This window comes from Pseudomonas sp. H1_D04 (genome assembly GCF_054683855.1).
In genome coordinates this window covers 6,175,277-6,189,198 of sequence record NZ_CP162826.1, presented here as the reverse complement: position 1 = coordinate 6,189,198, position 13,922 = coordinate 6,175,277, and the positions used below count along the sequence as shown (strand labels likewise).

Annotated in this window: 11 protein-coding genes; 4 read left to right on the top strand and 7 right to left on the bottom strand. The window is 51.4% G+C overall.

Annotated elements, in window-relative coordinates; all coding sequences use genetic code 11:
* The first annotated feature begins 437 nt into the window (after window positions 1-437).
* Window positions 438-1,430 (top strand): glycosyltransferase family 2 protein, encoded by a 993-nt coding sequence (locus AB4N82_RS28475; RefSeq protein WP_241089562.1) that lies wholly within the window; start codon window positions 438-440, stop codon window positions 1,428-1,430.
* A gap of 50 nt (window positions 1,431-1,480) precedes the next feature.
* On the opposite strand, the gene AB4N82_RS28470 is transcribed toward AB4N82_RS28475, so the two are convergent.
* The 7 genes from AB4N82_RS28470 to AB4N82_RS28440 form a co-directional block, all read right to left on the bottom strand.
* Window positions 1,481-3,184, bottom strand: coding sequence for a right-handed parallel beta-helix repeat-containing protein (locus AB4N82_RS28470; RefSeq protein WP_122763648.1), 1,704 nt, complete (start codon window positions 3,182-3,184; stop codon window positions 1,481-1,483).
* 10 nt (window positions 3,185-3,194) lie between these two features.
* Window positions 3,195-4,391 carry a hypothetical protein gene (locus AB4N82_RS28465; protein WP_163034955.1) on the bottom strand — a complete coding sequence of 399 codons (1,197 nt, stop codon included), beginning with the start codon at window positions 4,389-4,391 and terminating at the stop codon, window positions 3,195-3,197.
* 3 nt (window positions 4,392-4,394) lie between these two features.
* The gene (locus AB4N82_RS28460) at window positions 4,395-5,795 is read right to left on the bottom strand and encodes an ABC transporter ATP-binding protein (RefSeq protein WP_032885380.1); all 1,401 of its coding nucleotides are present in this window, start codon (window positions 5,793-5,795) and stop codon (window positions 4,395-4,397) included.
* Window positions 5,792-6,643 carry an ABC transporter permease gene (locus AB4N82_RS28455; protein WP_032885379.1) on the bottom strand — a complete coding sequence of 284 codons (852 nt, stop codon included), beginning with the start codon at window positions 6,641-6,643 and terminating at the stop codon, window positions 5,792-5,794. Before AB4N82_RS28455 ends, AB4N82_RS28460 begins: the two co-directional genes overlap by 4 nt.
* Window positions 6,644-6,648: 5 nt before the next feature.
* Window positions 6,649-8,202 carry a glycosyltransferase family protein gene (locus tag AB4N82_RS28450; RefSeq protein ID WP_032885378.1) on the bottom strand — a complete coding sequence of 518 codons (1,554 nt, stop codon included), beginning with the start codon at window positions 8,200-8,202 and terminating at the stop codon, window positions 6,649-6,651.
* Between the two features lie 223 nt (window positions 8,203-8,425).
* The gene (locus AB4N82_RS28445) at window positions 8,426-8,842 is read right to left on the bottom strand and encodes a hypothetical protein (RefSeq protein WP_032885377.1); all 417 of its coding nucleotides are present in this window, start codon (window positions 8,840-8,842) and stop codon (window positions 8,426-8,428) included.
* A 25-nt stretch (window positions 8,843-8,867) separates the two neighbouring features.
* Window positions 8,868-9,935, bottom strand: a complete 1,068-nt coding sequence (locus AB4N82_RS28440) for a nucleotidyltransferase family protein (protein ID WP_032885376.1) — start codon at window positions 9,933-9,935, stop codon at window positions 8,868-8,870.
* A gap of 695 nt (window positions 9,936-10,630) precedes the next feature.
* Here AB4N82_RS28440 and AB4N82_RS28435 point away from each other — a divergent pair.
* Genes AB4N82_RS28435 through neuC form a run of 3 tightly spaced genes read left to right on the top strand, consistent with a single transcriptional unit; the run spans window position 10,631 to window position 13,922 of the window.
* Window positions 10,631-11,611, top strand: coding sequence for an NAD-dependent 4,6-dehydratase LegB (locus AB4N82_RS28435; RefSeq protein ID WP_032885375.1), 981 nt, complete (start codon window positions 10,631-10,633; stop codon window positions 11,609-11,611).
* 8 nt (window positions 11,612-11,619) lie between these two features.
* A complete protein-coding gene (locus AB4N82_RS28430; protein WP_122763646.1) occupies window positions 11,620-12,771 on the top strand; it encodes a LegC family aminotransferase in 1,152 nt (383 codons plus the stop codon).
* Window positions 12,768-13,922 carry a UDP-N-acetylglucosamine 2-epimerase gene (gene neuC / locus AB4N82_RS28425; protein ID WP_032885373.1) on the top strand — a complete coding sequence of 385 codons (1,155 nt, stop codon included), beginning with the start codon at window positions 12,768-12,770 and terminating at the stop codon, window positions 13,920-13,922. The genes AB4N82_RS28430 and neuC overlap by 4 nt, the downstream gene beginning before the upstream one ends.

The window sequence follows — 13,922 nt, the reverse complement described above, 5'->3', positions numbered from 1 at the left end:
TTTTACATTTTGAAAATTGTATTTTTGAGGCAGATATCAATGAATGCTGGACGGAACTCTCATTTACAGGGAACCCAAAAATATCATTCGGATTCAATTCATAACATTTTTGAAGGCGGATGCTGTTTCGTCTAACAAGATCTGCTGCCGTATCTGCCAGGTATTTTCTGCGCGACAGCTGATAAGCATTTGACTAGTGGCAATTTGAAATGTGTTAGAAAGTCGATTTTTACTCGAAGTAGGATAGACAATCCTACAGTTGGCGTGGAAAATACCAATTCGAGATCAGATTTTTCTGATATGCGATAGTGGCGCTTTGTATGGATGGCGGCGCTGGCTTTAACGCCGAAAACTAGCTCGAAAGTACTCTCGTTTTGTGAGGCGCTAATTTTTATTGCTATCGGAACTGATACTTAGATTTAGGGGATTTACGAAACGTGACTGTAGACAGGGTTTCAAAGGGTTTAGATTCCAATGACTTACCAATGGATGGTGTGGGCTTGGCTGCTATTGCTTCTGTCGCCGTATTATTATGCACGAGAGATGGTGAGCGCTTCCTTGAAGAGCAAATAGCTTCAATTTATCGTCAAACCCATAAGAACGTTAAAGTCTATGTTTCTGACGATGGATCGAGTGATGCTACGCAATCCATTGTTACAGCCGAAATTGAGCGCTTGGGGCATGAGTGTATTGAACTAACTGATGGTCCAGTAAAAGGGTTTGCTAGAAACTTTTTATCTGTCAGTTGTCGCGCCGACGTAAAGGCCGACTATTATGCATGGTGCGATCAGGACGATATTTGGAATGAGAATAAACTCCAGATCGCAGTAGAGTGGCTCGCCAGTGGTGATAGTTCCGTGCCGGCCCTTTATTGTTCACGCACGGAACTGATTGATGAGCATGGTCAAAGTATTGGCTTCTCCCCCTTCTTTTTAAAACCAGCAACTTTTAAGAACGCACTCGTTCAAAATATTGCAGGTGGAAATACCATGGTTTTCAATCAGGCCTTGATGGATCTGATTCGTGAGGCAGGCGATAGTGTGCCCGTGGCATCTCACGATTGGTGGGCATACATGATTGTCAGCGGTTGTAATGGTCGAATTTATTATGATGAGACACCCACAGTACTTTATCGTCAGCACAGTTTGAACTGCATTGGTACCAATCGTGGGTTTCTTAACAATAGTAAGCGTGCAAAGGAACTGTGGCGCGGACGTTATCAGGGTTGGATTGATAACAATATTATTTCGTTGCAGGTAATCAGTCATCGGTTTACAGCGGAAAACAGAACGACTCTTGAGCGTTTCACCAAGGCCAGAAAAAATAGATTATTTGGACGGTTTTGGGGTTTTATAGGCTCGGGAGTATATCGTCAGACGCTGTTGGGGAATCTTGGTTTGATAGTTGCGGTCATTATGCGTCGCGTATAAAAAAGGCGGCGCGAACCTGTCGGTAAGCGCCTGATAGTTGCCTGTTTATGTCAGAAGATGAAGTCGGTAGGGGAGAGGTCTTCTTTCTTTATATTGAGCAGCAAGATTGAGTCATCTTCGTTAAGCGTGATAAGCAGGTCGTCGCCCATCTGTACCGACGCATCCATGACTTCTTCGAAGGTCGCTACAATACCTGCAAGGTCAATTTTATCTTGCTCGCCGGCACTGCCTGAAAAGTCTCCAATGATAGTTTCTCCGCCGCCACTTCCTTTCCAGAAAATGAAAGTATCAGCGCCCGGGCCACCCCACAGAATATCGTTGCCGGCACCACCATCGAGAACATCATCGCCTGGGCCGCCAAAAAGCTCGTCATCTCCGTCATCGCCGTAGAGATAGTCATTTCCTTCCCTGCCTTCAATACGATCGTTGCCGCTTCCGCCAGCCAGCAAGTTATCGTGGTCATCGCCGAGGATGATGTCGTCGTAGGGGGAGCCCTGCGCACCGCGAATGTTGATCAGACGGTCGTTGCCACCGCCACCAGTCGCTCGTCCTGCCATCAGATCAATGAATACAGGGTTGTCGGGTTTGCTTGGGTCGATTGGGGACCAATAATCGACCATGTTCCGTTCGCCAATTCCAATGATGATATCGTCGCCATTGGTCGGGTTTGGCCGAGGAAGAAAGGCAGGATTGGAATGACGATGCAGGGGAGAAAGATAGGTGAGGTAAGGGGGCTCCACGGTTTCGATCTGGCCCGGCGTTGCCCTCCCAGGCTTCAATTCAAGAGTCTGTTCATCCGATGTGTTGCCTCCTAGATCTACCACTCTTGTTCTTTCATGATTGTCGGGGAGGTAATAAGGGATAAACGCGTTGGTAACCCGGTTGCCAGAGAAAGAGCCCGACTCAGATCGCTTGAACGTTATGCCCTGTTTAAAGTTGTTGACGGTGTTGTTACTGATGACAACATCTTGAATGCCATCGCCGCCTACCCATATGCCGTAAGTTGACCTTGATCTGCTCTGCCAGGCGGGAGAGTCGCTGCTTATTTCGAACTCGCGGTTAGCGACCTTGTTGTTGTCCACAACGCTGCCTTCGCCATATCGGGAGAGTGAAATCCCTACGCCCTCACCTATATCCTGAATCCCTTGGCCTCTTACTTCCATGATGCTGTTGTTTTGAATTAGGACATCCTTTCCATAGGTTTCGATACCCATGGCGTATGCGTTCTCAATGGTAGTATCCCCGCCGATGTCTGAGATCACATTGTCGGAGATCACCGACTTCTCGCCCTCAACCCTGATTGCTCTGAATGTGCTAAAGCGAATATCCATACGGTTGACTAAGTGATTACGCCCTTCCAACATTGAAGAGTGAGTGGCGAGGTCAGAAAGCCCGGAAAGATAAACGCCGTACTGAAAGCCGCGAATAAACCCGTTTTTTATGGTGATGTTACTTTGGCCGAATGAAAAAATACCGAATCCGGTATTGTCACCTTCAGTGGGGCCATTGATTGTATGTTGATCAAGGTCGATGGTGACGTTGCTGGCAAGAATTTCAATGCCGTTGCGGTCGCTCTGTAGCGATCGTTCCAGCTTATAGTTTCCTGGCTTGCTAATGGTGTAGGGAACGCTTCCAATGAGGGTGGTAGAGTTGTCTGCCTCCTCAGACTGGGCAATCACTAGCGTTGGAGTAGTGAAGGCTATCATTACCGTAATAAATGCGAGGGTAGCGTTTTTTATATTGAGACGGAGCATTATTTAGTTCTTAAAGATGTTGGGGGAAGTGCAGCTGTGGCATGTGTAGTTTTTTTAGTATTTGTTTGTTTGCGATGGTCATATATTCTTTATGGGCTGGCCTGAAGAACATGTCTATGTTTTCTGCAGTGAGTGCGTGAATGAGATTAGGGGCTTGCAATAAACTCAACAGCGCTGATGCTGATGAAACGGAAATAATGCCGCACGTTTCGAGTACTTGACTTAGAAACTCAATAGGCAAGCAATCCAGGCTGTCAGGAAGTTTCTTTGCGTTATAGTTTTCAAGACGCCGTAATAACTGCGTGACGAAGACAGCAGGCGTGCCCGCATGCTTTTTAATGTAAATTGTCCCGCCCGGTAATACGTGCTCACTGCAGATCTGGACATACAATTCGAGCTCATCCGACTCGCTCGTCAATTTACTGCTCGTGAAGTTGCTGAGGATGAGCACCCAAGTAGGTTCTGTTTTCGACCTTGCACCAATTTCCTGTTCAAGCTGGAGTACAGGCGCGAAAAACTGCTTCAGCGTGGTGAGCGTCTGTACGAGGATTTCGGTAGGTATGATGGTGTGCTTAGGGTGGGGAAGGGTGCGGTCCAGGTCATCAAAATCGATCACGGTCAACGCCGTCTCTGCTGCAATCCATTCGGCGGCGATGTTGACGCGGGTGAACCAAAAAAAATGCTTCAGCCCGCGAAGGCTGAGATCAAAAGTCGGCGCAGGGGGCTTTATATTTGGATAGAGAAAGCCAGGGGAGTCTCCATAACAAATATTTCGTTTTGCTGATAGAGCCTGCATGAATGCCTGCGCAGTATGTTCAGAGCTGGCATCGTGCGAGTAATAAAACGCGGCACATTCTCCAGGAGTGATGTTCAAATACTGCCTGAGCCACTCTGCACGTTTTGACAATTTTCGGTAAGCGGAGAGCGGTCCTTTACGTTCCTTCAGTGATGGCAGCACTCCGGTGATGAACGGGAAGCTTTTGAGTGCGGCATCGAAAAATTGCCGACTTTTTGAGTTCGGCGAGTGGTCCATCAGTTGATAGGACCACAGCACTAGAGTGGCCGGGGTTTCTCTTGCAATATTCCTGGATTCTCTATCGAAACGAAGCGCGCAGAGAGCATGTAAAAGTTGATGTGGAGACGAGATCAAAATGACCTCTTTCCCCGCGGATGCGGGGGAAAGAGTGTGTGCATTGTCCACGATCACTGACTAGCGCGCCTGACGGTTTACGGGCAAATCAACATCCCACGATAGGTGAGGCCGCACCATGCAGTTGGGCCATGCGTTGGGCCAGTTCCCACGAACCCCGGTGGGTTCACTGTCATCGGCAACCGTGAAGCTGATGACCGCCTGCTTCATGATCCGGTGATCGATTTCAGCGCCAGGCCACAGTTCGACATCGACACGATAGTCTCCAACATTGAGCAACGGCGACTTAACAGTGCAACGCTCGATATGTTGGCCCACGGCCCTGACATCCGTGCCGGTGTACAGGTTGTCCATGCTCACCAGTACATAATGGCCCGCCAAGTCCTTCAAGTGAAGGTGTACATTAATCGGCCATTTCGCCTCAAGAACCGTGAACTTGACTTCGATAACAAACTCTTCCTTCACGTCAAATTCGGGACTCGGATTGCCGTTTTGATCAAGAACCATGATCGAGTCGAGTCTTACGCAGTCGTCAAACAGCGGCGCGTTGGCCTCAGCCCACGTCACTGCCGGTGTCAGTTGAATGCCTGAGCGTATATAAGAGCGGGTGATGTCTGAGACACTTTGCGTAGAAATTTGTTTGTCTTCGACGCTTTTCGGCAGTTCGATTTTGCTGTCGTTAACAATGCGGCCGTGAGCCATATGTACGGCTCTATTGCAAATGCGGTTGACAGCATCCATGTCGTGGCTGACAAACAGCAGTGTGCGTCCCTGGTCGGCTACTTGAAGCATTTTTTCGGTGCAGCGTCTCTGAAACGCAGCATCACCTACCGCCAACACTTCATCGACGATGAGAATCTCGGATTCAAGGTGGGCCGCCACGGAAAAGGCGAGGCGCACATACATGCCTGAGGAATAGCGCTTCACCGGCGTGTCAATCAGTTCGCCGAGTTCCGAGAACTCGATAATTTCCTCGATACGACGGCTGATTTCCTGAGGTTTCATGCCCATGATCGAACCGTTCAGGTAGATGTTTTCGCGGCCACTGAGATCGCCGTGAAATCCTGTTCCGATCTCCAGAAGGCTGATCAATCGTCCACGGAAACGAAAGCCGCCATGGGAGGGCGATGTGATTCTGGACAAGATCTTTAGCAGTGTACTTTTGCCACAACCGTTGGGACCGATAATACCGACTCGATCACCTTGCTTTATCTCCAGGTCTACGTCCTTCAGAGACCAGAAATGGTTGGGTGGCGCATCTTGGGTCTGCATGGCGTCGAGAATGGTGTGCGATTCGTGAGTGGTTTCCACCGGTTTCGCAGTTTTCGACTTTTGCAGCGGGTTAATCACTCGGCCGAGCATCCACCGAATACGCATATTGATCATTTCGGCGGCGGTAACGTTGGACTTGCCAATCCGATAAAGTTTGGAAACGTTCTCGCAACGAATAGCCCATGTCATAGGGTGTCTACCACATTTTTATCGAAGTGCTGGAATATAAACACGCCAACCGAGAAGCAAGTCACCGCAATGGCAATGAGCGTAAGCAGGGTGGATTGTGCGGGCCAGTGGCCGTGCATGGCGTCACGGTAACCGGTAATCACCAGCGAGAGTGGGTTGACTGCATACCAGGGTTTAGCCCAAGGCGGGACAGCCGAGACCGGGTAAATAGCAGGTGTTGAGTAATAAAAAAGTTGTAAGGCCAGGGGCACCAAGTGTTTTACGTCTCGATACTTGGCATTTAAAGGCGCGAGCATCAGGCCTATGCCCAGGCCTGTCATGAGTGTACAGGCCAGTAGCAACGGCATGATGAGCAGCAACTGAATGGTCCAAACGTCATAGATAATGGCGAAAGGCGTAATCAGCAACGTGTAGGCGATCAGGAAGTCAACGGCGGCGCCTACGGCGTAAGCCCCGCCAATGAGGAGGCGAGGGAAGTAGACTTTGGTGATCAGGCCTGCGTTGCCTTCGATCATCTGAACCGAGGGGTTGAGGACGTTCATGAAGGCGTACCAGGGTATGACCGCCACCAGGTAAAACATAATGGTGGGGAGCCCATCAGTTGGCACCTTGACCATGATGCCGAACACGATAACGAATACGCCAACGGTAATGAGTGGGGTCAGAACGACCCACCCCAATCCGAATATCGTTTGTGTGTAACGTCCCTTCAGATCCCGCTTGCAGAACACCCACAACAGTAATCGAAAATCCCATAGGGTTCTGATCAGTCCGCGAAGGTCGAAACGGCGGGAATTGTTGACAACCGTTTCCTTGAGCGGCGGGCGGATTTTTTCTTCGGTACTCATTAGGGTCAGGTTCTGGTTGAGGGGGTGGAGAGAGGCTGAGCGCTTGTCAGTTCGTCGAACAGCTTGATAATTCTCGCCATCGATTTACCGTCATGCAGGCCCCATTCATGAGCACATTCAATTTGATTGGCTCGTGCCTCGGCGTACGCTTCCTTGTTGTCAGTCAATTGCTCCAGACTCGATTGGAATACGCTGTAGCGGTTGGTCGTAATAAGGCCTTTCGCGTTATCGAAGTCGGTATAGCCGTAGTCATAGCAGTCGTAGTTGATGGCTGGAATTCCACATGCCGTGGCCCAGCGCAGCGTGGACGACACGCACGCGACAAACAGGTCGCACGCGGGAACGAGTTCAAGTGTGTCGATATCGGTCACCCGGTGATGCAGGCGATAGGGCCTGAGGACTTCACTCAAAAGCTCGGGGTCGGTGACGGGGTGTGGACGAATTATTACATTGAAATCAGTAAAGCGACTGACGCTTGCGAGGGCTTTTGCCCAGGCCTTGCAAAGTGACTTGTAGTCCTGGAACTCCATTGGGATGCTGCGTGAGCCATATTGGTCGGTGGGCCAGGCACAGACGAGCAAAGGCTTGGTAGGATCCAGACGCAGTCGTCGGAAAATGCGCTCGCGGGCGGTTTGCGACTCTCGTGCGGCATGCATAACGTCGTCGTATGCAGCCCCCGTCAAGCGCAACTGGTGCTCCGGGAATAGCATACGGCGATAGTAACGCTCCATTTCCGGGCTTTCGACGGCGATGCAGGTGACGCTGCTGTTATTGGGGATCCAAGGATGTTCCGGCGCAAAACCGAAGGCTTCCAGCAAAAATATGTGCTGACCGGGCAGGCGAAGGAGTTTCTTCGAGGCGTAGTAGTTGACCCAGTGTGGAAACAAAAACGCTGCAAGTTTGTTAAGGATATTCCTGTCCGCTTCGTACATCGGTTTGTCAGAAAGGCTTTCGACCATTTCTTTGGCCGTGCCTACGGCGAACGGGACGATCAGTGTTGGGACGTTATCTTTGTTGCAGATTTTCGTCAGCAGGGTATTCACCGATCCTGGGAATTCCTGACCGAAAACCACCATTGAAGGCTTGAGGACGTTGTACAGCTGGCGCGCGTAGTTATACGGCTGGAAACTTTTGCTGTTGGCTTTTTCGGCGCGCTTTTGCTTGGAGCGAGTGGCGAAGTCATGCAGCTTGAAAAATGGACTGAGCACTGTCGTTAGAACTAGGCCGGCCCATGTAAATGCACGACCTTTGGGATTGGTCTTTTGCACCAAGGAGTGAGGTATGTAACCGTTTTCAAGCTCCTTCGCGATTTTTTCATACTTTATCGACAGTGGAGAGCGCTTCAGCGGGCGCCCTGGGTAATAAGCACCGAAGCCGTTCATGCGGCAAAACGCACGGTCAGGCTTGAGGTTGATATAGCCCGCTTGTACGAAAAGGAAGCTGACGTCGTAACCAGCCGTCTTGGCAGCTATTGCGACACGGCGAAGCTCGACGAACTCCCCGGCTTCGTTTACGACAAAAAGCACATTTTTGCCAGGGAGTGGAGAGCCCAATTTCATTCCTCACCTTTTGTTGCGTGCATCGTCCTGACATCTCCGTCGCTAAGCTAATGAAGTCGTTACGTGTTGGAAAAAATAGAGTAGGAATTCTTTCTCAAAAAGCACGGCTTGCAGGCCTTTGAGCGTTCCCGTCAACCTTATGCACAATTCGTTGTGCCGTCGAAGTCGGGTCACTCAGCGTGAGCGCCCGCTCGACCGCAACACTTTTTGGATGGATTGCTATCTATTTAGCGTCCTTGATTGCCGCTGTGGCACGCAATTTAGCGCTCTTAGCCTTTTGGGCTGCGTCTTTCGCAACTTGCGACTGTGGAGCTGCTGCAGAGGCGGCCGATGCAAGCTCTACGTAGGCGTTAAGCCTCAGCATTGCCGACTCTGGCGAGGACTTGATTTCAGACAGCGCTTTTTCGGACGCTTGCATTGCAGCGACGGCAACGGTTTCCGGAGACTTCGCGGCCAGTTGTGCAGCGCCTTCAGGCGAGGACAGTGCGAGTTCAAGCGCCTGATTCTCAAGGGTTACTGCAGGGGCCGCTTTGGCTGGTCTGCCGAGAGCCTGCGCTTGTTTGTCGGAGGCTTGATCGCAGCCAGCAAGGCTGCCAGCGGTGGCGGTCAAAATAGTCAGAAGCAAAAGCATTTTTTTCATGGAAAATTCACTGTGCTGTTTGGCGTTAGTTTGCAGGCTGCCTTTCGGTTTTTTGCGCAGACCATTCGTGTTGTGCTCGTTCGAATTCTTCGATACGACCAATGTCGAGCCAGTACTCACGCAGGGGAAATGCCGCAGTGGCTCTTTTGGATGCGATCAAGTCCTCGAACATGGTGGGCATGTCGTAAAAGGTACCTTCGGGAATCTGGTCGAGCACCGAGGGTGAAATGGCGTAGATTCCGGCATTGACGTAAAAACTGTGTATCGGTTTTTCATCAATGCCGGTAATGGCTGAACCATCGACCTTCACAACCCCGTAGGGCACCTGAAAGTCGTACTCGCGTACTGTCATTGTGGCTTCGGCGTTGTGATCTTCATGAAACTGCAACAAGTCGTCGAAACGCGCATGAGTCAAGAGATCGCCATTCATCACCAGAATAGGGTGCTCGGGGCGTTTGGGCAGTAGCGACAAGGCGCCTGCCGTACCTAGTCGTTTGTTTTCTTCCAGGTAGCGAATTCGCACACCCCATTTGCTGCCATCCCCAAAGTGGTTGCGTACCACTTCAGCGAGGTAGTTGACGGAGAGAAAGAAGTTGCGAAATCCTTGCTCGATGAAACTCTCCAGAATGCACTCCAATATGGGCTTTCCGGCAATCATCAGCATCGGTTTTGGGCAGTGTTCTGTCAGGGGGCGCAGGCGTTGTCCCAGGCCGCCAGCCATTAACACCACCCAGTTTGGGCGCTCAAGTATTCCCGTGAGGGCATCGAGCGTGGCTAAACCCACCACGCGCTGTTCATCATCCAGCAGCGGCAGATGGTGTAAAACACCTCGGCGCATCAGGTTCAATTGTTCGTTGCTGGAAGATGTTGCGTGAGCAGTCTGCGGCGCCTCGTTCATCACTTCGGCAACCGGCGTCTCCAGATGGACTTCCTTAAGGATTGCTCGGCGGACGTCACCGTCGCTGAGTAACCCGACCAGTTTTTCGTCATCATCCAACACCAGTGCCATTTGCATCCCGCAGGCGTCGATGCGAACAATCGCTTCGCGCAACGGAGTGTTGGGCGAGACTACGGTATCTCTCCAATCCTTCACTTTATCGACTTCCTAATCTGACTGGAGTGCCTCGGAGCAGAGCGTCCCTGTCTACTGTATCTATATTGCTCCGAATATTTTGAACAGCCGAACTGTAGCGCAGCCGCAGCTGTTAAACAGGGGCGCAATAAGCCTACACGACAGGTCTCGTAAGTCAACAAGAGTGATCAGTGTGCGGTTCACGCATGCGCAACGTAAGCCACTTATGCTGCTTTTTGTAGGAAGAGTGGCGAGGGATGTTTTTCGGCGCTCTTTGAGCTGGTATGATCAGCCAATCATTGCAGGGATGCATGCTCACCGATTTCTTACGAGACGCTTTTCAGGCGGCTCGTGATTGATCCTGGCAAAGCTCCCTTGGCGTAAAGTAATGGGAGCCTCCCCCCTGTTTGATTTTTTACACCACCTCTGGTTTCGCTGCGTCGTAGGCTGCGCTGTGTCATGGTTGCTGCCGGATACTTGTTGGGCGACTAATGGCGCAAGCCGGGCTATTCAGTGCAAGATGTGCTCCCTCTGATGGCATTGCCTTGCGGGTTGCCAGCCAGGTTATCTCTATGCGGCTCGGTGCGGTGTGGTATGCGCGTGCTTTTGCACGTGTCGCAATTTTTGAAGCAGGATCCGTTTGTAGGACTCTTGCGTAACTGTTTTTTGTGTCTTGGGCTCTGGGGCTTCGGGACAAGTACGTTAAGGGTTGAACGATGACTACAGTTTTAGTGACCGGCGCGGATGGGTTCATTGGCTCGCATTTGACCGAGCTGCTCGTGCGTGAAGGTTATAATGTAAAGGCGCTGTCTCAGTATAACTCCTTCAACTATTGGGGTTGGCTCGAGGATGTCGATTGCCTGTCTCGTATTGAGGTGCTCAATGGTGATGTGCGTGACCCGCACTATTGCAAGCACATCACTAAAGGTGTCGACATCGTTTTTCACTTGGCTGCGCTGATTGCTATTCCTTATTCCTACGTCGCTCCAGACAGTTATGTAGATACTAATGTCAAAGGCACTTTGAATATTTGCCAGGCGGCATTGGAAAACGGCGTAAAGCGCATTATCCATACCTCGACCAGTGAGGTGTACGGCACTGCCCAGTATGTGCCTATCGATGAAAAGCACCCGCTTCAGGCGCAGTCGCCGTACAGCGCTTCAAAAATCGGCGCTGATGCAATGGCAATGAGCTTTTTCAATGCATTTGATCTGCCATTGACGATTGCGCGCCCATTTAACACCTATGGTCCTCGCCAATCAGCTCGGGCGGTTATCCCCACTATCATCAGTCAGATTGCCGCCGGGCAGAAACAGATCAAGCTGGGTGATGTAACGCCGACTCGCGACTTCAACTATGTCGCCGATACGTGCCGTGGGTTCCTGGAATTGGCTCGTTGCGAGCAAGCGATCGGTGAAACGGTGAACATCGGTTCGAATTTTGAGATTTCGGTAGGTGATACGCTCAATCTTATTCGCGAGTTGATGAATAGCGATGTCGAGTTCCTGACGGATGACCAGCGCCTGCGTCCAGAGAAATCTGAAGTTTTCCGCTTGTGGTGTGATAACTCAAAGATCCACGCTCTTACCGGTTTTGAGCCTGAGTATTCGATTCGCCAAGGCCTGGAAAAAACGGTTGAGTGGTTCTCCCAGCCTCAAAATCTCAGCAAATATAAAGCCAATATTTATAACGTTTGAGGCTCGAAATGTTTGATGCCCTGGTTCGGTTTGTACGCGATCAATACGGAACAAATGAGTTCATTCCGTTGCATGCCCCGGTGTTCTCCGGTAACGAGAAAAAGTATGTAGCAGACACGATCGAATCGACCTTCGTCTCCAGCGTTGGTGCCTTTGTAGATCGTTTCGAGAAGGACATGCAGGTTTACACTGGCAGTGAGCGCGCCGTAGCTACCGTGAACGGTACTGCCGCGTTGCACATAGCTCTCTTGTTGGCGGGCGTTAAGCCGGGTGATCTGGTCATCACTCAGTCCCTGACATTTGTAGCTACATGCAATGCCATTGCCTATTGTGGCGCTCAACCTGTATTCGTTGATGTCGATCGTGAGACCTTGGGCCTTTCGCCGACAGCCCTGGATGCGTGGCTTGAGTCCGAAGCATTTATCGACGCCGACGGCGTTTGCCGCTTGCGACGTGACGACCGCGCACTCCGGGCCTGCTTACCAATGCATACATTTGGCCATCCCGTAGCGCTTGATGCGCTCATGGAGGTCTGTACTCGTTGGGGGCTGGCGTTGGTGGAGGATGCGGCCGAGTCTCTAGGCAGTACTTACAAAGAGCGTCATACCGGCACATTCGGGTTGATTGGCACGCTCAGCTTCAATGGCAACAAGATCATTACCACTGGCGGTGGCGGTATGCTGCTGACCAACGAGGTACTGGGTGCCAAAGCCAAGCATCTTACGACCACTGCCAAACAGCCTCATGCCTACGAATATGTTCATGATGAAGTGGGCTACAACTACCGGTTGCCTAACCTTAATGCGGCCCTGGGTTGTGCGCAGTTGGAACAGTTGGATTCATTCCTCGTATCCAAGCGAAAGCTGGCAATGAATTACAAGCATGAGTTGGCACAAACCGACTTGCAGTTTTTTACCGAGCCGGCGCATGGCAAATCCAATTACTGGTTGAACGCGGTTATTTGCAATGACAGGACGCAGCGTGACGCGCTGCTGAAAGCAACCAACGACAGTGGTGTCATGACTCGGCCGATCTGGAAATTGATGAGCCATTTGCCTACTTACGAGCATTGCTTGAAGGGCGACCTGAGTAACTCGCATTGGCTGGAGGCGCGTATCGTTAACCTGCCCAGCAGCGTGCCGCCTGCGGGTCGCTTATGACACGTCGCGTCGCCGTATTTACCGGGACTCGGGCTGAGTACGGCTTGCTGTACTGGCTGATGAAAGGCATTCAGGCCAGCGAGCTGCTTGAGCTGCAAACCATTGTCAGTTGCATGCACCTTTCTCCTGAGTTTGGAGAGACCTGGCGACAAATCGAGCACGATGGTTTTGCCATCGACGCCAAAGTCGAGATGCTTTTATCCTCCAATACCGACGTCGGCGTGGCCAAGTCGATGGGATTGGGTACGCTGGGATTTGCTGATGCCCTGGATCGGTTGCGCCCTGAGATGTTGGTGGTACTGGGTGACCGATTCGAGGCGCTGAGTATTGTTCAGGCGGCGTTGGTCATGCGCATTCCTGTCGTTCATTTGCACGGTGGGGAGCTGACGGAGGGCGCATATGATGATGCCATTCGCCATGCAATCACGAAAATGGCATACCTGCATTTCGTGGCGGCTGAGCCCTACCGGCAGCGTGTCATTCAGATGGGTGAAAGCCCCGAGCGGGTCTTTAATGTCGGAGCGGTTGGGCTTGATCACATTAAGCGCACGCCGCTTATGTCGGCACACGAGTTAAGTGAGAGCCTTCAGTTTGATGTGGATGCACCGCTCATCCTGGTCACTTACCACCCGGTCACGGCGTTGACAGAGGATCCAGTTGAAAGCTTCAACGCCTTATTGCTGGCCCTGGAGGAATTCGCGGATTATCGCGTCATTCTGACCTACCCGAATGCCGATAACGGTGGTCGCGCGATCATTCCGTTGCTGGAGGATTTTGCTGGGCGCCATCCTGATCGGGTTCTGGCGATCCCTTCATTGGGTTTTCGTCGCTACCTCAGTGTCGTCGCACGCGCTTCAGCGGTTGTCGGCAACTCTTCCAGTGGGATCATCGAAGTACCGTCTTTTGGTGTGCCGACCGTCAATATTGGCATGCGTCAGGCCGGCCGGCTTTGCGCGGACTCGGTGTTGGCCTGCCCGCCCGATAAAGACGCCATCGTCGCGGCGCTTGCGTTGGCGCTGAGTGCGCCATTTGCGCAGTCTTGCAGGGAAACAACCAACCCGTATGGGCAGGGTGAAGTCGCCGAGGCTATTGTGGCCGTTCTTGAAACTTGTGACCTATTGAGTCACAAAACATTTCATGATTTGAGTTGA

What these genes read in the sequence shown, in the direction of transcription:
- AB4N82_RS28460 (WP_032885380.1), bottom strand. Translation starts at nt 5,795, where the DNA reads ATGACATGGGCTATTCGTTGCGAGAACGTTTCCAAACTTTATCGGATT.
- AB4N82_RS28450 (WP_032885378.1), bottom strand. Translation starts at nt 8,202, where the DNA reads ATGAAATTGGGCTCTCCACTCCCTGGCAAAAATGTGCTTTTTGTCGTA.
- AB4N82_RS28445 (WP_032885377.1), bottom strand. Translation starts at nt 8,842, where the DNA reads ATGAAAAAAATGCTTTTGCTTCTGACTATTTTGACCGCCACCGCTGGC.
- AB4N82_RS28455 (WP_032885379.1), bottom strand. Translation starts at nt 6,643, where the DNA reads ATGAGTACCGAAGAAAAAATCCGCCCGCCGCTCAAGGAAACGGTTGTC.
- AB4N82_RS28430 (WP_122763646.1), top strand. Translation starts at nt 11,620, where the DNA reads ATGTTTGATGCCCTGGTTCGGTTTGTACGCGATCAATACGGAACAAAT.
- AB4N82_RS28470 (WP_122763648.1), bottom strand. Translation starts at nt 3,184, where the DNA reads ATGCTCCGTCTCAATATAAAAAACGCTACCCTCGCATTTATTACGGTA.
- AB4N82_RS28435 (WP_032885375.1), top strand. Translation starts at nt 10,631, where the DNA reads ATGACTACAGTTTTAGTGACCGGCGCGGATGGGTTCATTGGCTCGCAT.
- neuC (WP_032885373.1), top strand. Translation starts at nt 12,768, where the DNA reads ATGACACGTCGCGTCGCCGTATTTACCGGGACTCGGGCTGAGTACGGC.